Origin of the sequence: Streptomyces sp. NPDC007164, assembly GCF_040634135.1 — a bacterium.
GTDB lineage: Bacteria > Actinomycetota > Actinomycetes > Streptomycetales > Streptomycetaceae > Streptomyces > Streptomyces sanglieri.
On sequence record NZ_JBEYFB010000022.1, the window covers coordinates 50,364 to 76,584 of the forward strand.

21 protein-coding genes are annotated in these 26,221 nt (G+C 70.3%); 17 read left to right on the forward strand and 4 right to left on the reverse strand.

Translation table 11 applies throughout. The features are described from left to right. Window positions 1-3: 3 nt before the first annotated feature. From ABZ622_RS25195 to ABZ622_RS25210, 4 genes are all read left to right on the forward strand, one after another. The gene (locus ABZ622_RS25195) at window positions 4-921 is read left to right on the forward strand and encodes an ADP-ribosylglycohydrolase family protein (RefSeq protein WP_360546759.1); all 918 of its coding nucleotides are present in this window, start codon (window positions 4-6) and stop codon (window positions 919-921) included. 218 nt (window positions 922-1,139) lie between these two features. Further along, window positions 1,140-2,867: a DUF4153 domain-containing protein gene (locus ABZ622_RS25200; RefSeq protein ID WP_360546761.1), complete on the forward strand. Its 1,728-nt coding sequence runs from the start codon at window positions 1,140-1,142 to the stop codon at window positions 2,865-2,867. A gap of 227 nt (window positions 2,868-3,094) precedes the next feature. Then, entirely contained in the window at window positions 3,095-3,805 is a 711-nt protein-coding gene (locus ABZ622_RS25205; protein ID WP_360546763.1) for a ribonuclease HII, read from the forward strand. Window positions 3,806-3,865: 60 nt separating this feature from the next. Next, entirely contained in the window at window positions 3,866-4,480 is a 615-nt protein-coding gene (locus tag ABZ622_RS25210) for a hypothetical protein (RefSeq protein WP_360546765.1), read from the forward strand. A gap of 72 nt (window positions 4,481-4,552) precedes the next feature. Here the strand turns inward: ABZ622_RS25210 and ABZ622_RS25215 are convergent, their stop codons facing one another. Continuing rightward, window positions 4,553-5,182, reverse strand: coding sequence for a hypothetical protein (locus ABZ622_RS25215; protein ID WP_360546767.1), 630 nt, complete (start codon window positions 5,180-5,182; stop codon window positions 4,553-4,555). A gap of 402 nt (window positions 5,183-5,584) precedes the next feature. On the opposite strand from ABZ622_RS25215, the gene ABZ622_RS25220 reads away from it, so the two are divergent. The 7 genes from ABZ622_RS25220 to ABZ622_RS25250 all read left to right on the forward strand — a co-directional run bounded on the left by ABZ622_RS25220 (window position 5,585) and on the right by ABZ622_RS25250 (window position 16,059). Next, window positions 5,585-7,744 carry a RecQ family ATP-dependent DNA helicase gene (locus ABZ622_RS25220; protein ID WP_360546769.1) on the forward strand — a complete coding sequence of 720 codons (2,160 nt, stop codon included), beginning with the start codon at window positions 5,585-5,587 and terminating at the stop codon, window positions 7,742-7,744. Window positions 7,745-7,937: 193 nt separating this feature from the next. Continuing rightward, entirely contained in the window at window positions 7,938-9,236 is a 1,299-nt protein-coding gene (locus ABZ622_RS25225) for a DUF4192 domain-containing protein (protein ID WP_360546771.1), read from the forward strand. 214 nt (window positions 9,237-9,450) lie between these two features. After that, window positions 9,451-10,215, forward strand: coding sequence for an NUDIX hydrolase (locus ABZ622_RS25230; RefSeq protein WP_360546773.1), 765 nt, complete (start codon window positions 9,451-9,453; stop codon window positions 10,213-10,215). Between the two features lie 112 nt (window positions 10,216-10,327). Beyond that, window positions 10,328-12,214, forward strand: a complete 1,887-nt coding sequence (locus tag ABZ622_RS25235; RefSeq protein WP_360546775.1) for an ATP-binding cassette domain-containing protein — start codon at window positions 10,328-10,330, stop codon at window positions 12,212-12,214. Window positions 12,215-12,338: 124 nt separating this feature from the next. Beyond that, window positions 12,339-13,226, forward strand: coding sequence for a FadR/GntR family transcriptional regulator (locus ABZ622_RS25240; RefSeq protein WP_360546777.1), 888 nt, complete (start codon window positions 12,339-12,341; stop codon window positions 13,224-13,226). A 324-nt stretch (window positions 13,227-13,550) separates the two neighbouring features. Further along, on the forward strand, window positions 13,551-15,095 hold the full coding sequence (locus ABZ622_RS25245) for an RNA polymerase sigma factor (RefSeq protein WP_360546779.1): 1,545 nt from the start codon (window positions 13,551-13,553) through the stop codon (window positions 15,093-15,095). A 133-nt stretch (window positions 15,096-15,228) separates the two neighbouring features. Beyond that, window positions 15,229-16,059 carry a serine protease gene (locus ABZ622_RS25250; RefSeq protein ID WP_360546781.1) on the forward strand — a complete coding sequence of 277 codons (831 nt, stop codon included), beginning with the start codon at window positions 15,229-15,231 and terminating at the stop codon, window positions 16,057-16,059. A gap of 101 nt (window positions 16,060-16,160) precedes the next feature. Here ABZ622_RS25250 and ABZ622_RS25255 read toward each other — a convergent pair whose 3' ends face one another. Further along, window positions 16,161-16,394, reverse strand: coding sequence for a hypothetical protein (locus ABZ622_RS25255; RefSeq protein WP_024489001.1), 234 nt, complete (start codon window positions 16,392-16,394; stop codon window positions 16,161-16,163). 435 nt (window positions 16,395-16,829) lie between these two features. Between ABZ622_RS25255 and ABZ622_RS25260 the strand changes: the two genes are divergently transcribed. The 6 genes from ABZ622_RS25260 (at window position 16,830) to ABZ622_RS25285 (ending at window position 23,642) form a co-directional block, all read left to right on the forward strand. After that, window positions 16,830-18,950 carry a DNA topoisomerase IV subunit B gene (locus ABZ622_RS25260; RefSeq protein ID WP_360546783.1) on the forward strand — a complete coding sequence of 707 codons (2,121 nt, stop codon included), beginning with the start codon at window positions 16,830-16,832 and terminating at the stop codon, window positions 18,948-18,950. Between the two features lie 127 nt (window positions 18,951-19,077). Continuing rightward, window positions 19,078-19,641 carry a DUF1453 domain-containing protein gene (locus ABZ622_RS25265; RefSeq protein ID WP_360546785.1) on the forward strand — a complete coding sequence of 188 codons (564 nt, stop codon included), beginning with the start codon at window positions 19,078-19,080 and terminating at the stop codon, window positions 19,639-19,641. Further along, on the forward strand, window positions 19,638-20,804 hold the full coding sequence (locus ABZ622_RS25270; protein WP_360546787.1) for a histidine kinase: 1,167 nt from the start codon (window positions 19,638-19,640) through the stop codon (window positions 20,802-20,804). Before ABZ622_RS25265 ends, ABZ622_RS25270 begins: the two co-directional genes overlap by 4 nt. Continuing rightward, complete coding sequence (locus ABZ622_RS25275; protein ID WP_266911307.1) at window positions 20,801-21,466, forward strand: response regulator transcription factor; 666 nt, start codon at window positions 20,801-20,803, stop codon at window positions 21,464-21,466. The genes ABZ622_RS25270 and ABZ622_RS25275 overlap by 4 nt, the downstream gene beginning before the upstream one ends. A gap of 143 nt (window positions 21,467-21,609) precedes the next feature. Then, window positions 21,610-22,053, forward strand: coding sequence for a DUF485 domain-containing protein (locus ABZ622_RS25280; protein WP_259933888.1), 444 nt, complete (start codon window positions 21,610-21,612; stop codon window positions 22,051-22,053). Then, window positions 22,050-23,642, forward strand: coding sequence for a cation acetate symporter (locus ABZ622_RS25285; RefSeq protein ID WP_360546789.1), 1,593 nt, complete (start codon window positions 22,050-22,052; stop codon window positions 23,640-23,642). The genes ABZ622_RS25280 and ABZ622_RS25285 overlap by 4 nt, the downstream gene beginning before the upstream one ends. Window positions 23,643-23,810: 168 nt before the next feature. Here the strand turns inward: ABZ622_RS25285 and ABZ622_RS25290 are convergent, their stop codons facing one another. Next, window positions 23,811-24,494 (reverse strand): response regulator, encoded by a 684-nt coding sequence (locus ABZ622_RS25290; protein ID WP_360546791.1) that lies wholly within the window; start codon window positions 24,492-24,494, stop codon window positions 23,811-23,813. Beyond that, window positions 24,491-26,155 (reverse strand): sensor histidine kinase, encoded by a 1,665-nt coding sequence (locus ABZ622_RS25295; RefSeq protein ID WP_360546793.1) that lies wholly within the window; start codon window positions 26,153-26,155, stop codon window positions 24,491-24,493. The genes ABZ622_RS25290 and ABZ622_RS25295 overlap by 4 nt, the downstream gene beginning before the upstream one ends. Between the last annotated feature and the right edge of the window lie 66 nt (window positions 26,156-26,221).

The following is a 26,221-nucleotide window of genomic DNA, read 5'->3' on the forward strand; positions in this document are numbered from 1 at the left end:
GCGATGACAACCGCTGACTCTGCTTCCGGCCAACGGGCCCTGCGCGCCCTGGCCAGCCTGCGCGGGCTCTCCGTGGGAGACGCACTGGGCTCCCAGTTCTTTGTGCCTGCCAACTATCCGCTGCTGAAGCGGCGTGAACTCCCACCCGGCTCCTGGCAGTGGACGGACGACACCGAGATGGCGTGCTCGGTGCTGGCCGTGCTGGTGGAGCACGAACGGATCGACCAGGACGCGCTCGCCCACTCCTTCGCCGACCACCACGACTTCGACCGCGGTTACGGCCCCGCCGTGAACCGGCTGCTCAGACTGGTCCGGGAGGGCGGTGACTGGCGGGAGCTGGCGTCCGCGCTGTTCCAGGGACAGGGGTCCTGGGGCAATGGCTCGGCGATGCGGATCGCACCGCTCGGCGCCTGGTACGCGGACGATCCGGAGCAGGCCACCCACCAGGCCGAGATCTCCTCGTACACCACGCACCAGCACCGCGAGGCGGTCGTGGGCGCGATGGCCGTCGCGGCGGCGGCCTCACTGGCGGCGGCCACGACCGGGCCGCCCACCCCGGCGGAACTGCTCGACGGCGTCATCGCGCTCGTACCCCGCAGCGCTGTCGGTGCCGGGCTGCGCCGGGCCCGCGACATGCTCGACTACGGCGACGCCGGAACGGTCGCGGCGGTCCTCGGCAACGGCCGGCGTACCAGCGCACACGACACCGTTCCGTTCGCCCTCTGGTCGGCGGCGCGGAGCCTCGGCGACTTCGAGCAGGCCTTCTGGGTGACCGCCCAGGCGGGCGGCGACGTCGACACGACGTGTGCGATCGTCGGCGGGATCGTCGCGGCGGGCAGGGCGGGCGCGCCGCCGGCCGACTGGACGGCGCGGACGGAGGAGTTGCCGGACTGGTTCCCACAGCGGCCGGGCGGCAGCTGAGCCGCCGACGGGCGGAGCGCAGGGCCGGGCCGCCGGACTGTCACGGTACGGCCACAGCTCCCTCCCGCACGGTTCGGAACAACGAGCGGAAGCTACTCTTTCGGCCACGCCGCCGTTGATGATCATTCAGACGGGCGTGCGCCGAAAATGAGACGCCGGGGTGCCTCAGCCGCCGCCCTGCGGGCGGTGTGCGCGGACCTCGGTGGGGGAGGGGTCCCATGTCCGATCACATGTCAGAAACGCCCCGGCCGGCAGACGGACCGGAGCCGTCCGAGCCGTCGGGGCAGCCCGGAACAGCCGAGCGGATCGCATCGTCGAAGGCGGCGCCGTCACAGCCCCGCAGCACCGTTCCCGAGCCACCGAAAGTGCCCGGATACGCGCAGCACGGCGGGCAGTATCCGCCCAACCCCTGGCGGCAGGGCAGCTCTCAGCAGGCCTCCGCGCTGTCCACACTGCGCCCGGCGCCGCCCGCCGCCATCCAGGGCGCGACGCTCTGCTGCGTCGTTGCCACGGCGATACTGAGCGCCCTGCTGCTGGGCGACGGTCTCGGTGTGAACGCGCTGATCGTCGCGGTCCCGGCAACGCTCGGGGCCTGCTTCGCCGCACGGACGGCCGGTCGCCGCCTCCGCCCGTGGACGGCGCTGTGGGCGCTCGGCGGGCTGGGGCTCCTCGCCGTCCCGGCCCTTCGGGACGCCGGCTGGCCCGTCTTCCTGGCCGTGGTTTCAGCCATCGCGCTGGGCTCACTCGCCCTGCACGGCAACCGCAGTTGGCTCGGGGTGTTCCTGGGGTCGCTGGGCCTGTTCAGCGCCATTGCGGACGGTCTGGCCTGGGGCGGGCGGGGCGTGCGCGCCCGAATGACGGGATCCCGCGGCCGGTTGGGGGTCGTTCTCCGCAGCGTCGCGGTGGCGGTCGTCCTGCTCATCGTGTTCGGAGCGCTGTTCGCGAGCGCCGACGCAGCCTTCGCGGATGTGCTCGGCGACCTGATGCCCGATGTTTCGCTCACCGGCAGCCCGTGGCGGTTCTTCCTCTTCCTGGTCGGTCTGGCCGGCGCGCTCGCCGCCGCGTACGCCGCAGCCGCTCCGATCCGCTGGGACGGCCTCACAGTCCGTCAGGGGAAGGCCCGCGGGCGGCTGGAGTGGGCCCTGCCGCTCATCGTGCTGAACCTGCTGTTCGCCGTCTTCATCGCTGTCCAGCTCACCGTGCTGCTCGGCGGATACGACAAGGTGATGGCCGAGACAGATCTCAGCTACTCCGCATACGCCCGACAGGGCTTCTGGCAGCTTCTCTGGGCCACGGTCCTCACACTGCTGGTGATCGCGCTCGCCCTGCGCTGGGCCCCACGCGGACGGGACGGCGACCGCACTCTCGTCCGGAGCGTGCTCGGTGCGCTGTGCCTGCTCACCCTGATCGTCGTGGCCTCCGCGCTGAGGCGGATGGACCTCTACGTCGACGCGTACGGTCTGACCCGGCTGCGGATGTCCGTGGCCGCCGTGGAGCTCTGGCTGGGCGTGGTGCTCGTCCTGATCATGGCCGCCGGAGTGTTCGGTGCCCGCATGCTGCCGCGTGCCGTGGCCGCGAGCGCGGCCGTCGGTGTCCTCGCGTTCGGGCTGATCTCGCCCGACGGGCTGATCGCTGAGCAGAACGTCCAGCGGTACCGCGACGACCACTCGATCGACATCGACTACCTCAAGGACCTGTCGGCCGACGCCGTACCGGCCCTGGACACGTTGCCCGAACCGCTGCGCTCCTGCGCCCTCACGGACATCGAACGGTCACTGCGCACCGACGACGTTCCCTGGTACGCCACCAGCTGGGGCGAAGCACGGGCCCGCGACATCCTGAAGCGGAATCCGGCCGGTCCGGCGCAGTCCTGCACCGGATCGCGCACGGGCACCGGAGGCAGCGATCGCGACGGTGACGAAAGCGATCCGTACGACCCGTACTGACCGGCCTGGGACCACGTACGCGCGGGCACGACGGCCCCGTGCACCGGCATCGCACCACCATGCCCACCGGCCTCGGAAGCGCCCCCTCCGAGGCACCGCGCCATACGGAACGTCGGCCTCCACCGCCGCGTCGCGACCCTTGCCGGGGCCGTGTCGCTACCGCGTGGCGGCCGACGGGCGCCCCGGGGTGTCGTAGGCCGCCCCATCGGCGTACGCTGACAGGCGCCATGCCGTACGAACCACCCACCCACACCGTCGAGCGCTCACTGCGCGCCACCACCGGTGCCAAGATCGTCGCCGGTGTCGACGAGGTCGGACGCGGAGCGTGGGCGGGACCGGTCACAGTGTGCGCAGCCGTCACCGGCCTCCGCAGAGCTCCCGCCGGACTCACCGACTCCAAGCTGATCAGCCCCAAACGCCGCGCGGAGCTCGCGCCGTTGCTGGAGCGCTGGGTCACCGCATTCGGTCTCGGCGACGCCTCCCCGCAGGAGATCGACGAGCTCGGGATGACGGCCGCGCTGCGCCTCGCCGCAGTACGTGCCCTTGAAGCCCTGCCGGTACGGCCGGACGCGGTGATACTCGACGGCAAGCACGACTACCTGGGACAGCCCTGGCAGGTCCGCACAGTGATCAAGGGCGACCAGTCCTGTATCGCGGTCGCGGCCGCTTCGGTGATCGCGAAGGTCCACCGGGACACGATGATGGCCGAACTGGGCGCGGATTCCGGCGAGTACGCCGAATTCGCCTTCGGGGCCAACGCCGGTTATCCCTCGCCCGTACACAGGGCCGCGCTGGAGGAATGGGGACCGACACCCCACCACCGTCTGTCGTGGTCCTATCTCGACGTGCTGCCCAGGTGGCAGCACCTCAAGAAGGTCCGTATCTCCGCCGAGGCGGCTGCACTGGAAAGCGGGGGCCAGCTCGGCTTCGACTTCTGATCGCGCACATGCACCCACCCGCCGACGCCCCGAGCGCCGGCGTTTGATAGACAACCACCCATGCCTCTCATCCCCGAGGAGCCTCAGATTCACGAGAGCGCCCAGGGTCCCCGCGTCACTCCGGCCGCCGGCCGTACCGCGTCGACCCCCCGTCCCGTACCCGGCCCGCGTTCAGCGGCCACGCCGCGCCCCGGTCGTCCCGGGCCCGGCCCCGCGAGGCCCGCGCCCCCGGCGCAGCGCCCGCACCCCACCCCCGGCCAACCCCGGACGGATACGCCGGAGAATCGTTCCGCACCGCAGATCCAGCTGATCCCCGCTTCGGCGGCCGGCGCACTCGATGCCGCCGACGAAGCGGTGGACCTGCTGCTTGAATCCGGCCGTGCACCGGGCGACATCCTGGTGCTCACCACCGGTGAGCAGCACCCGTGGGCCGCGCACGAACTCTCCTTCGGCGAGGCCGCCTACTGGGCGCAGCACGAGGCCGGCGACGATGTCTTCTTCGCCGGTGCCGCAGCCGCGGACCGGGTGCGGACCCGTCCGGTGGTGATCGTCGCGGTCAACGGTGGCGACACCGTCGACGGCGCGCTGACCGCGGCGCGGGAGCGTGCCGGAGCACTGCTGATCGTGTGCGGGGACCCGCAGCGGATCAACGCGGCGCTCGGTGCCGCGGTCTGATCCGTACGGCACACATGACCGTGGCCGCCGGCCCGGCTGTCCGACAGGGCGGCCGGGCTGGCGGTTCGTGGGTCAGCGGGCCGCGGTGTGCCGAAGCGCCTGCGAGGCTCCGCCGCCGGTGCGCAGCGGAGCCGGATCCTGGTCCAGCGAGACGTCGGCGAGAGCGGACGGCCGTGACATGGAGTTGGGACTGCGCCCGCCGCGACCCTCGCCCAGTACTTGCCAACCACCGCGGGTCAGCGTGATGTACGCGCCGCACCGCAGTCCGTGCAGTGTGCAGGCATCCCGCAGGCCCCACATCCACGCTCCGTCCTCCTCCGTCCAGGGCTCCTCGCCCTCACGGCAGTAGAGAAGCACCGCGGTACGGACAGGAGTGCGGCGACGAAGATCGTGCGGGATGACCCGGCGCAGATGCGCCAGCAGGGCGTTGCGGAACTCCCAGCCGTCCGCGGCGATGGAGCGCCGGGCGAACGAAGCGCTGGCCGCGAGGCGTTCCTCATGGTCGAGCACGGCGATCACAGCGGTCGCCGGGGTCGGCCGGTGCCGGGAGTGCAGGCCGCTGACGACTTCGCGGGGGCTGCGCAGCAGCGGTATCCCCGCTTCGGCCCACTCGGCGGGTTCGAGCATCCTGGCGAGACGGTTGGCCGAGTCGGCGGACGCCGACATCGAAGTGGCTGCGGACGGAGCGAATCCGAAGGTCACGATCCTCCCTTCGCATACGCGCCCATGGTGCGGGCAGGGTCGAGTGAGGGCGCACCGCGGCACAACCCTTCCGGGCCGCGAAAGGGACTGTGCGGGGAGCGAGTCCAATTCTTCCTGGCGTATCGGCGGGCGGCAACGAGCAATTGGCGCAGGTGACGGGAATCGGCCGAAATGACTCTGATATCCCTGCCCACGCTGTGCACGGATGACTCCTCCCATCACATCTGAACGGCGAGGACCAGCGGAAACACCGATCCGAGCCACTCGGTAGCCCGTCGGAACGCGGATGACACCCGAGCGCTCCCCGTGCCAGGGAACACCTGGGCGACCCGGTCCTCTGTGAGCTGTGTGTCACGTGGGGTGAAGTCGCCGATTGTCCGAGCCATCGGGTTGCATGGGGGCATGAACACCCTGGAGCTCCGCGCCGAAGCCGATGCCATCCTTGCCGAGCTCGTAGGCGACCCCGGGGGTTCGGCGCGGTTGCGGGAGGACCAGTGGCAGGCGGTGGCCGCACTGGTGGAGGAGCGCCGGCGCGCGCTGGTGGTGCAGCGCACGGGCTGGGGCAAGTCCGCGGTGTACTTCGTCGCCACCGCTCTGCTGCGCCGGCGTGGTGCCGGGCCCACGGTGATCGTCTCGCCGCTGCTGGCCCTGATGCGCAACCAGGTCGACTCGGCGGCCCGGGCCGGCATCCGGGCGCGCACCATCAACTCGGCCAACCCGGAGGAGTGGGACACCATTTACGAGGAGGTCGAGCGCGGCGACACCGACGTTCTCCTCGTGAGTCCGGAGCGCCTCAACTCGGTGGATTTCCGCGATCAGGTGCTGCCCAAGCTCGCGGCCACCACTGGTCTGCTGGTGGTGGACGAGGCACACTGCATCTCCGACTGGGGCCATGACTTCCGTCCCGACTACCGCAGGCTGCGGGCCATGCTCGCCGAGCTGGCCCCCGGCGTGCCGGTGCTGGCCACCACGGCGACCGCGAACGCGCGGGTCACCGCGGACGTGGCCGATCAGCTGGGTACCGGAGCCGGCGAGGCCCTGGTGCTGCGCGGCCCGCTGGAGCGGGAGAGCCTGCGGCTGGGTGTGGTCCGGCTGCCGGACGCCGCGCACCGCCTGGCCTGGCTCGCCGAGCACCTGGACGACCTGCAGGGCTCGGGGATCATCTACACCCTCACGGTCGCGGCGGCCGAGGAGGCCACCGCCTTCCTGCGCCAGCGCGGTTTCCGCGTGGCCTCGTACACCGGGAAGACGGAGAACGCCGACCGGCTGCAGGCCGAGGTCGACCTGCAGGAGAACCGGGTCAAGGCACTGGTCGCGACCTCGGCCCTGGGCATGGGCTTCGACAAGCCGGACCTGGGCTTCGTGGTGCATCTCGGCTCGCCGTCCTCGCCGATCGCCTACTACCAGCAGGTGGGGCGCGCGGGGCGCGGTGTCGCCCACGCCGATGTTCTGCTGCTGCCGGGCAAGGAGGACGAGGCGATCTGGCGCTACTTCGCCGATACCGCCTTCCCGCCCGAGGCGCAGGTCCGACAGACTCTCTCGGCCCTCGCCGGCGCGGGACGGCCACTGTCCGTGCCGGCGCTGGAAGCGGTGGTGGATCTACGGCGCACCCGCTTGGAGTCGATGCTGAAGGTGCTGGACGTCGATGGCGCGGTCAAGCGCGTGAAGGGCGGCTGGACGGCCACGGGAGCCGAGTGGGTGTACGACGCCGACCGCTACGCGTGGGTGGCGCGGCAGCGGGCCGCCGAACAGCAGGCCATGCGCGACTACGCGAGCACGTCCCAGTGCCGGATGGAGTTCCTGCGCCGACAGCTGGACGACGAAGGGGCGGCCCCGTGCGGCCGCTGTGACAACTGCGCGGGCGCCTGGGCCGATTCGGCCGTCTCGACGGACACCCTGATGGGCGCGGCCAAGGAACTGGACCGGCCGGGCGTTGAGGTCGAGCCGCGTCGGATGTGGCCGACGGGGATGCCCGCTCTGGGCATCGAGCTCAAGGGCCGTATCCCGGCCAAGGAGCAGTGCTCCACCGGTCGTGCCCTGGGCCGGCTCTCGGACATCGGCTGGGGCAACCGGCTGCGCCCGCTGCTGGCCGAGAACGCGCCCGATGGACCGGTCCCCGACGATGTCCTGCAGGCCGCGGTGGCGGTCCTCGCCGACTGGGCGCGCTCCGCGGGCGGCTGGGCGCCGAGTGTCCCGGACGCCACTGCACGGCCGGTGGGCGTCGTCGCCGTACCGTCCCTGACCCGCCCGCAGCTGGTCGGCTCCCTCGCCCGGGGAATCGCGACGATCGGCCGCCTGCCCTTCCTCGGCACCCTGACGTACACCGGGCCGGACGGCGCGCATACGGCACGCCGCAGCAACTCCGCCCAACGCCTCCGGGCGCTCTCCGGCGCGTTCGCCGTCCCCGAGGAGCTGGCCGACGCCCTGGCACGCACTCCCGGTCCCGTCCTGCTCGTGGACGACTGCACCGAATCCGGCTGGACCCTCGCGGTCGCCGCCCGGCTACTGCGCCAGGCAGGCAGCGACCAGGTCCTACCACTGGTCCTCGCCGCAGCAGGCTGAGGCGCGCTGTCGGCACCCGCCGACGAGTCGGGCACGTACGGAGTCGGCGAGGCCCTGAGAGCCGCGCGGGTCGAGTGCGTCATGCCCCCATGCAACCCGCCGGGTACGGCGGACCGCCAGCACCCCGTGCCCCCTGTGGACAAGTTATCCACAGGGGGTCGCGGAATCCCGCTTCTCGCGGGACGGTCATGCCATGAACCAGCACCACGAATCCACCGGTCCGGCCGACGAGCAGCAGATCACCCTCCGAGGGCCTGCCGAACTCGCCGATGCTCTCCCCTACCTCATGGGGTTCCACCCGAACGACAGCGTGATCATGGTCGCCCTGCACGGCGGCAGGGGCCGCTTCGGCGGCCGGCTCAGGCTCGGCATCCCGCAATCGCCCCAGGAGTGGGCGCCCGTCGCCGAGCAGCTCGCCGAGTGCCTGATCAAGGGGAGCGAGCGGCGCGGTGAACGCCCCGACGCGATCGTCATCTTCCTCTGCCAGGACCCCGCCGAGGGCGAGTCCGGCAGCCGGATCATGGAGCGGCTGCGGCCATTCGCCCAGCGTCTGCGTACGGCCTGCGGCGGGCTGGACGTACCGGTGCTCGAAGCGCTCTGCATCTCCGACGGCCGGTACTGGTCCTACTGCTGTCCGGACGAGCGTTGCTGCCCGACGGAAGGAAACCAACTGGCCATGCCCGGCACTTCGGTGATGGCGGCCGCTGCCGCGTACGCCGGCATCCAAGTGCGGGGAACGCTGCGGGAGATGGAGGCGAGGCTCGCTCCTCTGACCACCTCGGCGGCTGTGGGCCAGCAACGCGCGCTCGACTCGGCGGGTGCCGAGCTGGTGCCCAAGCTCCTCGACGAAGCGGGACGCGAGGACGTGGCCCGAGAGACCCTGGACCTGGCCCGGCAGCTCATGAAACGCCTGGGGGAGGCGCCGGGGACGACGCCCTCCGCCTCGGACATCGGCGATGACGGACTGATCAGTCATGACGAGGCAGCCGCCGTGATTCTCGGACTGCAGGACCGGGAAACCCGCGACAGGGCGGCGGAGTGGATGGAGGGCCCGGAAGCCGATTCGGCGCTGCGGCTCTGGCGCGCGCTGTCCCGTCGTTGCGTGGCACCGTACGAGGAGCACGCCGCGGCGCCACTGACCCTGGCCGGATGGGTCTCGTGGTCGACGGGCGACGAGCCGGGCGCGCGGGTAGCACTGGGCCTCGCCCTGCGGATGGATCCCACGTACACCTTTGCCCAACTGCTTCATGAGGCGTGCAACCAGGGCCTCGACCCGGAGACTCTGCGCCGATGCCTGCGCGGGGAGCGCAGTGTACGAACGGGGCGGCGCGGGCACCGGCCGGACCGGAGCGCGCGACCGCGCACAGCCCGGCCGGCCACCACGCGCCGGAAGAAGACCCCGTCCGGCTCCGCCCGTCCCGAATCGGCGGCCACCCGGCGCCGCTCCGGGCAAGGCACCCCCGGTCGGCGTGTGTCCCAGGACGATGGATGACTCGCGCGCCCCGTCGCTCCACGAGGCCTCGCGTCACTGCCATGTACTGGGCGTCCGTGCCAGGGCCCATGCGGTGCCGTGGTGACACGCGTCCCGGCGCCGTGCCAGGACGCGGTGCGGCCATCCGCCCCCGGAGGAGCCACTACCGGAACAGCCGAGGGACGAGCCCTGCGAAGGGAGTGTTTATCGTCAGGCAGACGACTATGATCACCGCATGCCGCCCTACGACCCGTCGACCTTCCCGCCCTTCGCCGTCACCGTCGACCTGGTCGTGCTCACGGTGCGCCGCCACGCGCTCTGCGCGCTGGTGGTACGCCGTGGTGAGCCACCGTTCCAGGGGCGATGGGCACTGCCCGGCGGGTTCGTCAAAGCCGATGAGGATCTCGGAGCCGCAGCAGCGCGCGAACTGGTCGAGGAGACCGGCCTGTGCGCCCAGGATCCGTCGGCCCCGGCGGTCGGTAACGGTGCCCACCTCGAACAGCTCGCCACCTACGGGGACCCCGGCCGTGACCCGCGGATGCGAGTCGTCAGCGTCGCCCACCTCGCCCTGGCACCCGACCTGCCGGCCCCACGGGCCGGCGGCGATGCGAACAGCGCGCGATGGGCGTCCGTCGAAGACCTGCTCGGAGCGGACGGGAGCTTCGGCCACGAGGGAGAGAGTCAGGCCCCGCTGGCCTTCGACCACGCGCAGATCCTTGCCGACGGGGTCGAACGCGCCCGCTCCAAGATCGAGTACTCCTCCCTGGCCACCGCCTTCTGCCCTCAGGAGTTCACGGTCGGCGAGCTCCGGAGGGTGTACGAGGCGGTGTGGGGAGTGGTTCTCGACCCGCGGAACTTCCACCGCAAGGTCACCGGCACCCCCGGCTTCCTGGTGCCCACCGGCGGTACGACCACGCGCCAGGGCGGTCGCCCGGCCCAGCTCTTCCGGGCCGGGGCGGCCACCGTGCTCAATCCCCCGATGCTGAGGCCGGAAGTCTGACCTCGCGGAACACTCACCGGGCTGAGGCTGCGCAAAAAGTCGGATATGTCGGGTTATATTTCATTGGTACCCGCACTGCCGTCGAGCGGTCTCACCTTCCGCGAGGGAAGCGATGCTCCAGGCCATCGGACTCACCACCAGCGCCCCCCGCCGCGGCCCTCGGGCCGCCGTGGACGATCTCACCTTCGAAGCCCGGCCCGGCCATGTCACCGCTCTTCTGGGCGCCCCCGGCTCGGGCAAGACCGCGGCCCTCCGCCTCATGCTGGAGCTCGACCCGGGGCGGGGGGTCACCTACTTCCGGGGCAGGCCGATGCACCGGATCCCGCACCCCGCGCGTGAGGTGGGTGTGCTGCTCGGAGACGTACCGGGGCATCCGGCCCGGACCGCTCGCGGTCAGCTCCGGATGCTCTGCGCCGCCGCGGGCGTACCCGCGACACGGGCTGATGAGCTGCTTGAGCTCGTAGGCCTCGCCGGGCTCGGTGACCAGCGCATCGGCGCCCTCTCGCTCGGCATGGACCGACGTCTCGCCCTCGCTTCGGCGCTGCTGGGTGATCCGCACACGCTCGTCCTCGACGATCCGACGGAGGGCCTCGCTCCGCGCGAGGGCTCTTGGCTGCACGGGGTGTTGCGGGCCCGTGCGGCCCGGGGCGGGACCGTTCTGTACTCCACGGCAGACCCCAAGGAGGCCGCCCGGTCCGCCGACCGAGTGGTCACCATCGACGGCGGTCGCCTGGTCGCCGACCAGGACGGCGGAGACTTCTCCCGTACCCGTCTGCGCCCCCGGGTCGCGGTCCGGACCCCGCACGCGGCCCGCCTCGCGGCAGTGGTCAGCCGTGAGGCCCGGGCGGCCCGGCGCTCGGTCGAGGTGGTCACCGAAGCCGGCGGCCGTCTCGCCGTGTACGGCTCCACCTGCGCGGAGATCGGTGACATGGCGTTCCGGCACGGGCTTCCGGTGCACCAGCTGGCCGACGAGATCGGTGACACCGGCCCCACGGCGCCCGGGAACTCAACGGATTCAGGAGCCCCCGGAAGCCCCACGGATCCCGCAAATCCCACGGATCCCGCACGCCCCGCAGACCCTGACTCCGCAGACCCCGCCGGACGAGACGGCGGCGCGGGAGCAGGCGGTCCGCGACCGGTCACGCGGGCATCGGTGCCGGAGTCGGCGCTGCTTATCCGGCGTCGCCCGGCCCGGGGCCCGCTTCAGCCGCTGCGATACGAGTTGCGCCGTCTGTTCGGCGTCAGAACAACCACCTTGATCATGGCCGCTGTTCTGGCCGTCTCCGTCGGGCTCTCCGTGCTCCTCGCCCGCAACGCCCATGCGCCTCTGCCGAAAGTGCTGGCGGCCTGGCCGTCGCTGCTGCCGCTGCCGCCCGCGGCGGTCGGGGCCGGAGTGCTCGGCGCCCTCTCGTTCGGCGACGAATTCCGCTACCCGGCGCTCGCGGCGGGCCGTGGCACGGTTCCCCGCCGCCTGGGGCTGCTCCTGGCCAAACTGATGGCGTCCGCGGGTGTCGCCGTGGTGCTCGCCCTGGCCGTCGTACTGGTCTCCGCGGAAACCCTTCGCCTCGTGTACGGCCATGACTGGATCCATGTACCGCCGAATTCCGTTTCACTGGCAGCGAGTTGGGTGGCGCTGAACGTGGGCTGCGCCTGGGCGGGCCTCCTGGCCGCCGGGGTCTTCAGGGTGACTACGGCCGGTGTCGCCGCGGTACTTGCCGTTCCCGTACTGGTCGTACCACTTGTCCAGCTGGTGCTGACGGGACCCGGGGTCCGTCCGGTCGCCGGGCTTCCGGCCGGGCTCCGTGAACTGATGTGGCCGCGCTGGCCGCACGAGACGGACCACTGGATCGCACTCGCCGTGGGTGTCGTGGCGCATCCGGTGGGGACCGCGTTGGCGCTCTCGCTGTCGGTTCTGGTCTGCGCCTATCTGTTCACCGGCCTTCACGGCAGGGCCCGTTGGCGGTCGCAGAGGACCGCCGGGTCGAGTCAAGTCTCGTAACCCTCTTAAATGTGCCCGGTTTATACCAGTAAAGCGTCAATTGGGGGGCTGGCGCCGATCACCCTTTCGTGTGCTTTTCACCAAAGACCTCAAGAGCCGAGTGAGCTGCGCCGACAAAAGATGCGTGAGTACCCTTGCGCACACCATGATGACCGCCGCCCGCTCCGCCGATTCCGGCCTCGCCGGCCCGGGTGAAATCGACCGCTACCCGTACGCGGAGGCGCCGGCCGGCGAGCGGGCCGCTCTTCGTTCCTGGGGCGGCCCCGACGCCGACCTCGGTCGCGTGAGCCGGCGGGGCTCGGCCAGTCGGGGCCGCGGCCTCCACGGCCAACTCGTTCAGCAGCTGGGTCAGATGATCGTCTCCGGTGACCTGGGCGCCGACCGCCCCCTCGTGCCGGAGGAGATCGGTCAGCGTTTCGAGGTCTCCCGCACCGTCGTACGTGAATCGCTGCGTGTCCTGGAGGCAAAAGGCCTGGTCAGCGCCCGGCCCAATGTGGGCACCCGGGTCCGCCCCGTCAGCGACTGGAACCTGCTCGACCCCGACATCATCGAATGGCGCGCCTTCGGCCCTCAGCGTGAGGACCAGCGTCGCGAGCTCGGGGAGCTCCGTTGGACGATCGAGCCCCTCGCGGCCCGTCTCGCCGCGGGCCACGGCCGCGAGGACATCCAGCAGCGCCTCGGCGACATGGTCGAGATCATGGGGCACGCCGTTGGGCAGGGTGACGCGATCACCTGCTCCCGGGCCGACGCGGAGTTCCATTCCTTGCTCATCCAGGCGGCGGGCAACCGCATGCTGGAGCACCTCTCCGGCATCGTCTCCGCGGCACTGCAGGTCTCGGGCGGCCCGGTCACGGGCTGTGACCGCCCCGGCGAGGCGTCCCTCGGCCACCACGCCCGGATCGTCGACGCCCTCGCATCCGGTGACGCGGCGGGTGCCGAATCGGCCATGCGGCAACTGCTCGTCGTCCACCCTGAGGTGGAGCGCGTGGTGCCCGCGCCCCGCGAGCACTGAGCGCAACACGGCCGGGGTCTGTGAACCTCGTGTCGCCGGGCCGCCACGGTCCGGCGACACAGTTGTGGGGACTTTGTACCCTTGGTCAGGTCTATCGCAAATGAGGTGTGACTCGGGCCACGCGGATTGGGCGTAACACTCCTCGAAACAGTGCGATGACTTAAGAGGTGACCGTCGCGGAAGGAATACAGCAGCCATTCAGTGCGCTGTGCAGTTCTGAGGCCAAACCCGCGCCGCCGGTACATTCCCAGCCCGGCGGTCGTCGGCTCCAGTCCTCTCCAGGACAGGGCCGGAAGCCGTTTCCATCGTTCCGAGAGGTTGTTCGTGTCGGCCAGCACATCCCGTACGCTCCCGCCGGAGATCGCCGAGTCCGAGTCTGTGATGGCGCTCATCGAGCGGGGAAAGGCTGATGGGCAGATCGCCGGCGATGACGTGCGTCGGGCCTTCGAGGCTGACCAGATTCCGCCAACCCAGTGGAAGAATGTTCTGCGCAGCCTCAACCAGATCCTCGAGGAAGAGGGTGTGACGCTGATGGTCAGTGCCGCGGAGCCGTCCAAACGTGCCCGCAAGAGCGTCGCAGCGAAGAGCCCGGTCAAGCGCACCGCCACCAAGACCGTCGCGGCCAAGACGACCGTGACCAGGACGGTCGCGGCCACTGCCGCCCCGGCAGAGACCGTGGACGTGGTGGCTGACGACGCTGCCGCGGCCGGCCCTGCGAAGAAGGCGGCAGCCAAGAAGACGGCTGCCAAGAAGACCGCCGTGAAGAAGACGGCGGCCAAGAAGACAGCATCGAAGAAGTCCGGAAAGCAGGACGACGAGCTCCTCGACGGCGACGAGGCGGTCGAGGAAGTAAAGGCTGGCAAGGGCGAGGAAGAGGAGGGCGAGGGCGAGAACAAGGGCTTCGTCCTCTCCGACGACGACGAGGACGACGCACCTGCGCAGCAGGTCGCCGTCGCCGGCGCCACCGCCGACCCGGTCAAGGACTACCTGAAGCAGATCGGCAAGGTTCCCCTCCTCAACGCCGAGCAGGAGGTCGAGCTCGCCAAGCGCATCGAGGCCGGTCTGTTCGCCGAAGACAAGCTGGCGAACTCCGACAAGCTCGCTCCGAAGCTCAAGCGCGAGCTGGAGATCATCGCCGAGGACGGCCGCCGCGCCAAGAACCACCTGCTGGAGGCCAACCTCCGTCTCGTGGTGTCGCTGGCCAAGCGCTACACCGGTCGCGGCATGCTCTTCCTGGACCTCATCCAGGAAGGCAACCTCGGTCTGATCCGTGCGGTCGAGAAGTTCGACTACACCAAGGGTTACAAGTTCTCCACGTACGCCACCTGGTGGATCCGTCAGGCGATCACCCGCGCCATGGCCGACCAGGCCCGCACCATCCGTATCCCGGTGCACATGGTCGAGGTCATCAACAAGCTCGCCCGTGTGCAGCGCCAGATGCTCCAGGACCTGGGCCGTGAGCCCACGCCGGAGGAGCTGGCCAAGGAACTCGACATGACCCCCGAGAAGGTCATCGAGGTCCAGAAGTACGGGCGTGAGCCGATCTCCCTCCACACCCCGCTGGGTGAGGACGGGGACAGCGAGTTCGGTGACCTGATCGAGGACTCCGAGGCGGTCGTCCCGGCCGACGCGGTCAGCTTCACGCTCCTCCAGGAGCAGCTGCACTCGGTCCTCGACACGCTCTCCGAGCGTGAGGCCGGTGTGGTCTCGATGCGCTTCGGTCTCACCGACGGTCAGCCGAAGACCCTGGACGAGATCGGCAAGGTCTATGGCGTGACGCGTGAGCGCATCCGTCAGATCGAGTCGAAGACCATGTCGAAGCTGCGCCACCCGTCGCGTTCGCAGGTGCTGCGCGACTACCTCGACTAGGTCGCAGGAGTACACGGACCGAGGGCCCGGATCCCATTGAGGGAACCGGGCCCTCGGCCTATCAACGCGTGCGGTCGGCGACCGGTGGGATGACCCTGGGTGGGAATGGTTCACCACAGAGTCAGGAGCCCGCATGTCCCGTACCGTCTTCCGTACTCTGACCGGGGCGTTCGCCCTGGTCGCCGCCACGGCCCTGATACCGCTCGGGTCTCCCGCCAGGGCGGCCGAGGACGGCATAGTCATCGGTGGTCAGCCGGCACACGTCAAGGACAGCCCCTGGGTCGTGGCACTCTCCAGCCGTGACCGGTTCGGGGATGCGCGGGCCGGCCAGTTCTGCGGCGGTGTCGTGGTGGCGCCGAAGAAGGTGCTGACCGCTGCGCACTGCCTGAGCCACGAGGCGCTCGGCGTAGATGTCGGCAGCGTGCGTGATCTGCGGATCATCGCGGGACGCGACGCTCTGCGCGGGACCGGGGGGCAGGAGGTACCCGTACGGGAGACCTGGACCAACCCTGGATTCAACCCCGCCACGAACGCGGGAGACCTGGCCGTGCTCACCCTCGCCGACGCACTACCCGGGAAGAGTGTGATCCCGATGGCCGAAACCGGCGATGAGGCGTACGCGCCGGGCACGGCGGCGGTCGTCTACGGGTGGGGTGACACAACGGGCAACAGTGACTACGCGTCGTCGCTGCGGTCCGCGAAAGTGAGCGTTCTGCCCGACACCGCGTGCGCACAGGCCTACCCGGGCGGCAGGAACGGCACGTACGACGCCTCAGCGATGCTCTGCGCGGGCGAACTGCTCGGTGGGTACGACGCATGCCAGGGCGACAGCGGCGGGCCGCTGGTGGCCCGTGGGAGGCTCATCGGACTGGTGTCCTGGGGGAACGGCTGCGCCAGGGCAGGCAGCCCCGGGGTGTACACGCGGATCTCCGCCGCGATCGGCTGGATGCCGGAAGGCGGCTGAACGACACCACCGCGCTGGTACGAGAACGGGCGGCCCCCCTTGGGGGAGCCGCCCGTCGGCAGGTCCGGGACCTGGCCCTTGCTCGTCGTGGATGCGAGGTGTCAGTGTTGTTCCTCTTCGGCGGCTTGGGCCTGCACAGCCGTGAGCCGGTCCGTCTCATCCTGTATTTCCGCGGCGATCTTCTTGAGTTCCGGCTCGAACTTGCGACCGTGGTGGGCGCAGAAGAGCAGTTCACCGCCGCTGATCAGGACGACGCGCAGATATGCCTGGGCGCCGCAACGGTCACAGCGGTCTGCTGCGGTCAGCGGGCTCGCGGGGGTCAGAACAGTAGTCACGTCGCCTCTTCTCTAGCTCGACGAGCTGTCGTACCAGGGTCAACATCCAACCAGGCCGAAAACGTTCCCGCTCGTGGCTTTTCTTCGAAACTTCTTCTCGAGATGGCTGTCTGTTGCCGGTTGGCGGCGAATGTGCCGTATTGCGGAGCGCTACGGTTTCGCGTTGCTTGTCTTGGTGGGATCCTCCCGGCCGGCTTGCCGGTTTGTTCATGAGGACGTGCCCGGAGCCTAAATGGTTCATGCCTGGAAGGGAACGTGATGTTCGCGTCACTCCTACGAGGGATCGAACGTGCATGCGAGGCTGGACTAGTGTGAGGGTTGTCGAAGGGTGGCGGTACAACCGCTCTACCAGGCCTCGGTACCCTCTCAGCGGCGACCGAAGCCGAGCCCGTTACCCACTGGGCCCCAAATGAAATTCAGCGAGGAGCGAACCGCGTGACCGCCGATACGTCCGTGCCGTCCACTGCGCTGCTGACCGGAGCAGACCGAGACGGTTCCAACTACACCGCGCGGCATCTGCTCGTACTCGAGGGGCTCGAAGCGGTTCGCAAGCGCCCCGGGATGTACATCGGGTCCACCGACAGCCGCGGTCTCATGCACTGCCTCTGGGAGATCATCGACAACTCCGTCGACGAGGCCCTGGGCGGTTACTGCGATCACATCGAGGTCATTCTCCACGACGACAACTCCGTGGAGGTCCGGGACAACGGGCGTGGCATCCCCGTCGATGTCGAGCCCAAGACGGGCCTGTCCGGCGTCGAGGTCGTGATGACCAAGCTGCACGCCGGAGGAAAGTTCGGCGGCGGTTCCTACGCCGCGTCCGGCGGTCTGCACGGCGTCGGCGCCTCCGTCGTCAACGCGCTCTCCGCCCGGCTCGACGTCGAGGTCGACCGCAGCAGCGCGACGCACTCGATCAGCTTCCGGCGCGGAGTGCCGGGGATCTTCACCGAGCAGGGGCCGGACAGCCCCTTCGACCCGGCCAACGGCCTGCTCAAGGGCAAGCGGGTACCGAAGACGCGCACCGGCACCAGGGTGCGTTACTGGGCGGACCGGCAGATCTTCCTCAAGGACGCCAAGCTCAACCTGGAGACGCTCCACCAGCGGGCACGGCAGACGGCCTTCCTCGTTCCGGGCCTCACGATCCTCGTCCGCGATGAACGCGGGCTCGACGGCGAGGGCAAGACCGAGGAGACCTTCCGCTTCGACGGCGGCATCAGTGAATTCTGCGAGTACCTCGCCCAGGACAAGGCGGTCTGCGACGTCCTGCGCCTGACCGGACAGGGCACCTTCAAGGAGACCGTGCCGGTCCTGGACGAGCGCGGTCACATGACGGCGACCGAGGTCACGCGTGAGCTCGCGGTCGACATCGCCCTGCGCTGGGGCACCGGGTACGACATCAACCTCAAGTCGTTCGTCAACATCATCGCCACCCCCAAGGGCGGCACCCATGTGACCGGATTCGAGCGCTCCGTGACCAAGACGGTCAACGAGGCGCTGCGCTCCGCCAAGCTGCTCCGCGTCGCCGAGGACGACATCGTCAAGGACGACGCGCTGGAGGGCCTCACCGCGGTGGTCACCGTGCGTCTGGCCGAGCCGCAGTTCGAGGGCCAGACCAAGGAGGTGCTCGGCACCTCGGCGGCCAACCGGATCGTCGCCAACGTCGTGGCCAAGGAGCTCAAGGCGTTCCTGACCTCGACGAAGCGCGACGCCAAGGCCCAGGCCAGGGCGGTCCTGGACAAGGCCGTCGCGGCCGCGCGGACCCGCATCGCGGCCCGCCAGCACAAGGACGCCCAGCGTCGCAAGACGGCGCTGGAGTCCTCCTCGCTGCCGGCGAAGCTCGCCGACTGCCGCAGCGACGACGTGGACCGCAGCGAGCTCTTCATCGTCGAGGGCGACTCCGCGCTCGGTACGGCGAAGCTCGCCCGGAACAGCGAGTTCCAGGCGCTGCTGCCGATCCGGGGCAAGATCCTCAACGTCCAGAAGGCCTCCGTCTCGGACATGCTGAAGAACGCCGAGTGCGGCGCGATCATCCAGGTCATAGGAGCCGGGTCCGGACGGACCTTCGACATCGACGCGGCCCGCTACGGGAAGATCGTCCTGCTGGTGGACGCCGATGTCGACGGCGCGCACATCCGCGTCCTGCTGCTGACGCTCTTCCAGCGGTACATGCGGCCCATGGTCGAGGCCGGACGGGTCTTCGCCGCGGTGCCGCCGCTGCACCGGATCGAGCTGGTCCAGCCGAAGAAGGGCCAGGACAAGTACATCTACACGTACTCGGACAACGAGCTGCGCCAGCGGCTGCTGGAGCTCCAGCGCAAGAACGTCCGGTACAAGGACTCGATCCAGCGTTACAAGGGTCTGGGCGAGATGGACGCCGACCAGTTGGCGGAGACCACGATGGATCCGCGCCACCGCACCCTGCGGAGGATCAACATCGGAGACCTGGAAGCGTCCGAGCAGGTCTTCGATCTGCTGATGGGCAATGAGGTGGCGCCGCGCAAGGAGTTCATCACCAGCTCCGCCGCCACGCTGGACCGCTCGCGCATCGACGTCTGAGCGACGCCGTCTCCACCCCTGGGTGGAGACGGCACCTCCACCCGTGATCAACCCCTGAGCCGATGCTCCGATCAGGCCGCTTCCGTAGCGTCGAAGGCATTCACCTTCCCGCACATCGGAGGCAGCCATGTCAGGGGTCGTCAACGTCCTGGTGATCGGCGCAGTGATCGCTGTCGTCGTCTTCCGCCAGTGCTCGGCACAGCGGATCACGGACGACCGGCGCTGGTGGGTCCTGCCGGGGATACTCCTCGTCCTGTCGCTGCGCGAGCCCGGGTTGGTGGATCCGCGTCACGTGGCGCTGTCCGCAGCGGTCCTGGGCGCCGAGATGGTGGTGGGGCTCGTGACGGGCGCCGGCTGGGCCTGGACCACCCGGCTGTGGCGCGAGGCGGACGGCTCGCTGTGGAGCAAGGGCACCAGGGCCACCGCCTTCGTCTGGACAGGGGGATTGGCGCTGCGGGCGGCTCTCTACGGGGCTGCCGCCCTGATGGGTATACATCAGGGCACCGCGGCCCTGCTGGCGGCCCTCGCGGCGATGCTGGTGGCGCGCGGCGGTGCGCTGATGTGGCGGGCCGGGCAGATGCGTCCGGCGTCCGGCGACTCCGTGCGCGGCGACTCCATGCATGGTGGCTCCGCGTACGGTGGCTCCGACGGCAGGGCGATGTCGCGGCCGGCGTGGAAGGACCGCGTATGACGACGCGTACGACCTGGACCAGTTGGCCGTCCTGGGAAGCTCTGTCGGGAACGAGCCGTACGCGTCCGCGAAAGCTGATCACCTGGTCCATCCGGGTGGGGCTGCTCACCGCCATGCTCTGGGGCACGTTCAGCGGCGGACAGTTCGGGCCCTGGGAGATCGTGCTCGGTCTGGTGGGTGTACTGGGCTGTGCGTTCGCCGCCTGGGCGTTCTTCCGGACCAGCCTGGAACACCGGCTGTGGCCCTCGCTGGGACTGCTGGCGCTGTTGATGCTGGTGGCGTTCGGGGCGCAGCAGGCCGGTGCCGATGTGCCCGCGGTGATTCTCTGGTGCGGATGCGCGATCGCCGCGCTGGAGCGGTTGCCGCTCACCGCGGGCCTCCCGGCCACGGCCGTCGCCCTCGGCGCGTACGCCGTCGTCAACACCGACGGTTGGCTCTCCACGGCCATGTCCACAGCGGGTCTCTCATTGGCGGGTTACGTGCTCCGGCTGGATGCCGAGGCCCGGGGAAGCGCCCAGCGGCTCCTGGTGCAGGAGCGTGCGGCACGCAAGGCCGAGGCCGAGACGGCCGCGCTGGACGAGCGGGCCAGGATCGCCCGGGAGATACATGATGTGCTCGCACACAGCCTCTCCGCCCAGTTGGTGCATCTGGAGGCGGCACGGCTGCTGATCGAGCGGGAGCCTGCGGGGGAGTTCCGGGACCGGGTGCTGGAACGGGTCGTGGCGGCGCGTGCCATGGCACGTGAGGGGCTCGCGGAGACCAGGCAGGCCCTCTCCGCGCTCCGGGGGGAGGTGTCTCCGGTGGAAGAATTCCTGGAGCAGTTGGTGGCCACGGATCCGGCGCAGGTCAGTGTGGAGGGGGAGCAGCGGACGCTGACCGCCGAGGCGTCACAGACGGTTCGGAGGGTGGCGCAGGAGGCCCTGACCAATGTGCGCAAGCACGCGCCGGGGGCCAGGGTTCTCGTGAGGCTGGAGTATCTGCCGGACGAAGTCGCCCTGGAGGTCAGTGATTCGGGTGGACGTAGACCCGGGGGAGAGCTGTCCGGCAGTGGCTCCGGATACGGTCTGCTCGGGATGAGGGAACGGGCCGAGCTGATGGGCGGGACGCTGGAGGCAGGCCCCGGCGAGGAGGGTTTTGTGGTGAGTCTGCGGGTGCCGACGTGAACGCACGGGTCGTGGTCGCCGACGACCAGTCGGTGGTGCGTGAGGGGATTGTGATGCTGCTGGGGCTGCTGCCCGGAATCGAGGTGGTCGGGTCGGCGAAGGACGGGGAGGAAGCTGTGGAGCTCGTGGCCGAACTGGCCCCCGATGTCGTTCTGATGGATCTGAGGATGCCCCGGTGCGACGGGGCGGAGGCGACACGGCGGATCCGCAGGGACCATCCGGGGACCCAGGTGGTGGTGCTCACGACTTTCGCGGACGACGACTCGCTCTTCCCCGCGCTGCAGGCCGGAGCCCGCGGCTATCTCACCAAGGACGCCGGGGGCGAGGAGATCGTACGGGCCATCCAGGCGGTGCTGTCCGGCGAGGCCGGCCTCTCGCCGAGTGTGCAGCGTCGTCTGCTGGAGCGCGTGACCGCGGGCCCGCCACCGCTCCCGACGGCACCGGAGCCGCAGCTGCCCGACGGTCTGACGCCACGTGAGCTGGAGGTGCTGCTGCTGATCGCGGAGGGCCTGTCCAACCTGGAGATCGCCCGCAGTCTGAACATCTCGCAAGCCACCGTGAAGAGCCACATCAACAACCTCTTCGCCAAGGCCGGAGTGCGCGACCGGGCACAGGCCGTTCGCTACGCGTATGTTCGGGGCCTCGCACAGCCGCCCGGATGAGCCATCACCTGAAGAGGTGAAGACCGGCGAATGAAGTGCCCGGGATCTTCCCGATCTGCCCATTCTTGGGTACACGGCCGAAGTGGTCCGTGGACAAGGGGAGTTGTTCCGTGGAGAAGGAAGCAGGGCGTGAGGCCGCAGCGATGCGGCTCGACGACCCGTGGTACGACGCGCCGGCCTCCGGATGGGGCGAGCTGGACGGTGCGGGGGGCTTCGCTCCCGCCGGACCACCCGGGCCCGTGGACCCGCGGCGCGGCCACAGCGCGGCCGACATCTATCTGGAGGTGCAGCGCAGCGAGGCGTTCCAGGAAGTGCGCCGCCGGTACCGGCGGTTCGTCGTCCCCGCCAGCCTCGCCTTCCTCGCCTGGTACCTCGTCTACGTCGTCGCCGCGATCACCGCGCCCGGACTGATGGCCCGCCCGGTGGCGGGGGCGGTCAATGTGGCGATGGTCGCGGGGCTCGGGCAGTTCCTCACGACCTTCCTCCTCACCGGAGCGTACGCGCGCCACGCGCGGCTGCGCCGGGACCGGGCCGCACTCGAACTGCGCTGGGAGACACAGGAGATGACGAGGGGAGCCGGACGTTGAACGGGAACCATCAGACGCTGGCGCTCCTGCTGTTCAGCGCCTTCATCGCGGTGACGCTCGCCATCACCACCTGGGTGAGCCGTAACCGCCATGGCTCGGCGGAGGAGTTCTATGCGGGCGGCCGTCTGTTCTCCCCCATGGAGAACGGATTCGCCATCGCGGGTGACTACATGTCGGCCGCCTCCTTCCTCGGTATCTCCGGTCTGATCGCCCTCTTCGGCTATGACGGCATGCTCTATTCGGTCGGCTTCCTCGTCGCCTGGCTCGTCGTGCTGCTGCTCGTCGCGGAACTGGTGCGCAACTGCGGCCGGTTCACGCTCGCCGACGTGGTGGCGGCGCGGATGGCGGAGCGTCCGGTCCGGATCGCGGCGGGCACTTCATCCGTCACCGTCTCCGTGCTCTATCTGGTGGCGCAGATGGTGGGTGCGGGCAGCCTGGTCGCGCTGCTTCTCGGTGGTACGAGCGGCGCCGCCCGCTCCTGGACCGTCATCGGCGTCGGGGCACTCATGGTCATCTATGTGTCGCTCGGCGGGATGCGCGCCACCACCTGGATCCAGATCGTCAAGGCCGTTCTGCTGATGGCGGGAGCGGTCGTGCTCACCGTTCTCGTCCTGCTCCGCTTCCATGGCGATTTCAACGCCCTGCTCAACTCCGCCGCCGAACGGAGCGGGCACGGAAGCCGCTTCCTGGCGCCAGGTCTCCGGTACGGCGGATCGTGGACCGCGCGCATCGACTTCGTCAGCCTGGGGCTGGCACTGGTGCTCGGTACCGCCGGGCTGCCGCACATCCTGTCGCGGTTCTACACCGTGCCCACCGCCCGTGCGGCCCGCCGTTCGGTCGTCTGGTCGATCGGGCTCATCGGCAGCTTCTACCTGATGACGATCGCGCTCGGGTTCGGGGCGGCTGCTCTGGTCGGTTCCGCCGATGTGCGGGCGTCCAACGCCGCGGGCAACACCGCGATCCCGCTGCTGGCCATGGAGCTGGGCGGCGGCGATGGGTCCACCGGGGGAACGATCCTGTTCGCCGTGGTCGCCGCGGTCGCCTTCGCGACCATCCTCGCGGTCGTCGCGGGGATCACCCTCGCCTCGTCCGCCTCCGTGGCCCACGACCTCTACGCCTCGATCAGGCGCCCGGGCTCCAAGCCGTACAGCGAGGTCGCCGTGGCCAGGGTGGCCGCGGCCGCGATCGGGGTGGCCGCCATCGGGCTCGGGCTGATCGCCCAGAACCTGAATGTGGCGTTCCTGGTGGGACTCGCTTTCGCCGTCGCCGCCTCGGCCAACCTTCCGGTGCTCCTGTACTCCTTGTTCTGGCGGAACTTCACCACCCGGGGCGCGGTCTGGTCCGTCTACGGCGGGCTGATTCCGGCCGTGCTGCTCGTGCTGCTCTCCCCGGTCGTCTCCGGCAGCCCCGCCTCGCTCTTCCCGGGCGTCGACTTCCAGCTCTTCCCGCTGGAGAACCCCGGACTGGTCTCCATCCCCCTGGGCTTCCTGGCCGGCTGGGTCGGAACGGTCACTTCCACCGATCCGCCCGACGAGGCCAAGCACGCGGAGACCGAGGTCCGCGCGCTGACCGGTGCGGGCGCGGTCTAGTGGGCCTGCGCGTTCCACGGACCAGCCTGCGCGTTCCACGGACCAGCGGCCGCGAGGGCCCAACGGCTCCGGAAACTGTCCCCCGTCGACCCCATGGCCAGACCCTGGCCTCCGTGCGGGACCGCGGTGAACATCCGTGAGCCGCTGGACATCCCTGGCCGGGCAGGGTCAGGCCTGTGCGCCGGTGGACCAGGTGTAGCGGTGTTCCGGGCGGCCCGTCTCGCCGTACCGCAGCGTCAGCCGTACCCTGCCGGTCCGTTCCAGCAGCTTCAGATAGCGCTGTGCGGTCTGCCTGCTCATGCCGGCGCTCTCCGCGATCTCCTGAGCGGAGAGCGGCCCCTCCGCGCTGCGGAGCGCCTGCCTGACCAGTTCCGCCGTGGTCGGCGAGTGGCCCTTGGGCAGATCGGGTTCGCCCGCCGCCCACAGAGCGCCGAAGAGCCGGTCCACCTCGCCCTGTTCGGCCTCGCCGCCGCGTTCCAGGGCGTGGCGCAGGGCCGCGTACGCCTCCAGCTTGGTGCGCAGCCCCGCGTAGGCGAACGGCTTCACCAGGTACTGCAGGGCGCCGTGCCGCATGGCTTCCTGCACGGTGGCGACATCGCGCGCCGCCGTCACCATGATCACGTCGGTGTGGTGGCCGCGCCTGCGCAGCTCCCGCACCATGGCCAGGCCGTTGCGGTCGGGCATGTAGTGGTCCAGCAGCACCAGGTCCACGGGCCGGCTCTCGATCGTGGCAAGGGCTTCGGCGGCGGAGTGTGCCTGGGCGGTCACCCGGAATCCCGGCACCCTGGCGACATACGCCGCGTTGACCTTCGCGACCCGGATGTCGTCGTCCACGACCAGGACCTCGATCACTGCGCTTCTCCCGCGATGCCGGTATTCGATTCGGTCATTTCCACCGTGTCGGTGAGGGCCTCCGGCAGTACGACGGTGAACTCGGCGCCGCCGTCCACGGCCTCGTCGACGCCGACGCTGCCACCCTGCCGTTGTGCCAGCCGCCGCACCAGGGCGAGGCCCAGGCCGCGCTTGCCGTGCGCCGGGACCTCCTTCGTCGACCAGCCCTCCGTGAAGATCGATTCACGCTGACCGGGCGGCACTCCGGGGCCGCTGTCGCTGACCCGCAGCACCACCGTACGGCCCTCGGCGCGCAGACCCACCTCGACCAGCGCACCGTCCGCCCCGGCCGCCGCGTCCAGCGCGTTGTCCACCAGGTTGCCGACGACCGTGACCAGCCCGCGAGGATCGACCAGACGGTCCGGGAGCAGCGTCCCCGGGGCCAGGCGCAGTGCGGCACCGCGCTCCGCAGCCACGGTCGCCTTGCCGACCAGGAGCGCGGCCAGCAGTGGATCGTGCACCTTCTCGGTGACCTGCTCGGCGGTCGCCCGGTGGACGCCCACGATCTCGGTGACGTACTCCATGGCGTCCTCGTGCATGTCCAGTTCCAGCAGCCCCAGGAGCGTGTGCATCCGGTTGGCGTGCTCATGGTCCTGGGCCCGCAGCGCGTCGATCAGGCCGCGCGTCGAGTCGAGCTCGCGGCCCAGATGTTCGAGTTCGGTGCGGTCGCGGAGGGTGGCTACGGCGCCGCCGTCGTCGGTCGGCATCCGGTTGGCGAGCAGGACCCGCGCACCCTGCACCGTCAGCAGATCGTCGCCGAGCACCCGGCCCGACAGCACATCGGCCGTCCGGCCCGCGCCGAGCACGGCGTCCAGCGGGCGGCCCGCCACATCGGGACCGAGCCCGAGCAGCCGCTGCGCCTCGTCGTTGAGCAGCCGGATCCGGCCCGTCCGGTCGAGTGCGACGACCCCTTCCCTGATGCCGTGCAGCATCGCCTCGCGCTCCGTGAGCAGCGCGGAGATGTCGGAGAACGCGAGGTCATGGGTCTGCCGCTGAAGACGCCGGGAGACCATATAGGCGGCCAGTGCCCCGACGGCCAGCGCACCGCCCGCGTAGGCGAACAGCCCGGGAATCGCGGCGAGGAGCCGGGCACGCACGCTGTCGTACGCGATCCCGACGGAGACGGCGCCCACGACGTGCCCCGCCCCGTCGCGCAGCGGCACCTTGCCGCGGGCGGAGCGGCCGAGCGTCCCGCTGTCGATCTCCATGACGTCTCGGCCCGCGAGGGCGTCGCTCGGGTCGGTCGAGACGACCCTGCCGATCTCGTCGGCGTCCGTGTGCGACCAGCGCACCCCGCGCCGGTCCATGACGACGACGTACTCGGCGCCGGTGGCGCGCCTGACCCGCTCGGCCGCGGACTGCACGGGGCCGGTGGGGGAGGGGGCCGTGGCGAGCAGCGCCTCGGTGAGCCGCGGCTCGGCCGCCGTGCTCTGCGCGATGGCCAGCGCACGGCGCATCGCCTGGTCGTCGAGCTGGGCACTGAGCGGTGCCAGGAAGAGGCCGGTGGCGAGCACGGTGACGCCGGTGGCGATGGCCAGTTGCATCAGCAGGACCTGGGAGAAGACCCGCCGCGGCCAGACGGACCGGCGTGCTCTCCTGGCGGTGGGCGGTGGGGCGCTCATCGTATGAACGGTAAAGGGCATTCCGGCGCTTTCTGAAATTCCCCTCGCGCGAACTCCCCTCGTGCG

Excerpts from the sequence above, each read along its gene's own strand:
- ABZ622_RS25295 (WP_360546793.1), bottom strand. The coding sequence starts at position 26,155 with ATGAGCGCCCCACCGCCCACCGCCAGGAGAGCACGCCGGTCCGTCTGG.
- ABZ622_RS25235 (WP_360546775.1), top strand. The coding sequence starts at position 10,328 with ATGCTCCAGGCCATCGGACTCACCACCAGCGCCCCCCGCCGCGGCCCT.
- ABZ622_RS25250 (WP_360546781.1), top strand. The coding sequence starts at position 15,229 with ATGTCCCGTACCGTCTTCCGTACTCTGACCGGGGCGTTCGCCCTGGTC.
- ABZ622_RS25205 (WP_360546763.1), top strand. The coding sequence starts at position 3,095 with ATGCCGTACGAACCACCCACCCACACCGTCGAGCGCTCACTGCGCGCC.
- ABZ622_RS25280 (WP_259933888.1), top strand. The coding sequence starts at position 21,610 with ATGCGGCTCGACGACCCGTGGTACGACGCGCCGGCCTCCGGATGGGGC.
- ABZ622_RS25270 (WP_360546787.1), top strand. The coding sequence starts at position 19,638 with ATGACGACGCGTACGACCTGGACCAGTTGGCCGTCCTGGGAAGCTCTG.
- ABZ622_RS25225 (WP_360546771.1), top strand. The coding sequence starts at position 7,938 with ATGAACCAGCACCACGAATCCACCGGTCCGGCCGACGAGCAGCAGATC.
- ABZ622_RS25230 (WP_360546773.1), top strand. The coding sequence starts at position 9,451 with ATGCCGCCCTACGACCCGTCGACCTTCCCGCCCTTCGCCGTCACCGTC.
- ABZ622_RS25195 (WP_360546759.1), top strand. The coding sequence starts at position 4 with ATGACAACCGCTGACTCTGCTTCCGGCCAACGGGCCCTGCGCGCCCTG.
- ABZ622_RS25200 (WP_360546761.1), top strand. The coding sequence starts at position 1,140 with ATGTCCGATCACATGTCAGAAACGCCCCGGCCGGCAGACGGACCGGAG.
- ABZ622_RS25265 (WP_360546785.1), top strand. The coding sequence starts at position 19,078 with ATGTCAGGGGTCGTCAACGTCCTGGTGATCGGCGCAGTGATCGCTGTC.
- ABZ622_RS25210 (WP_360546765.1), top strand. The coding sequence starts at position 3,866 with ATGCCTCTCATCCCCGAGGAGCCTCAGATTCACGAGAGCGCCCAGGGT.
- ABZ622_RS25220 (WP_360546769.1), top strand. The coding sequence starts at position 5,585 with ATGAACACCCTGGAGCTCCGCGCCGAAGCCGATGCCATCCTTGCCGAG.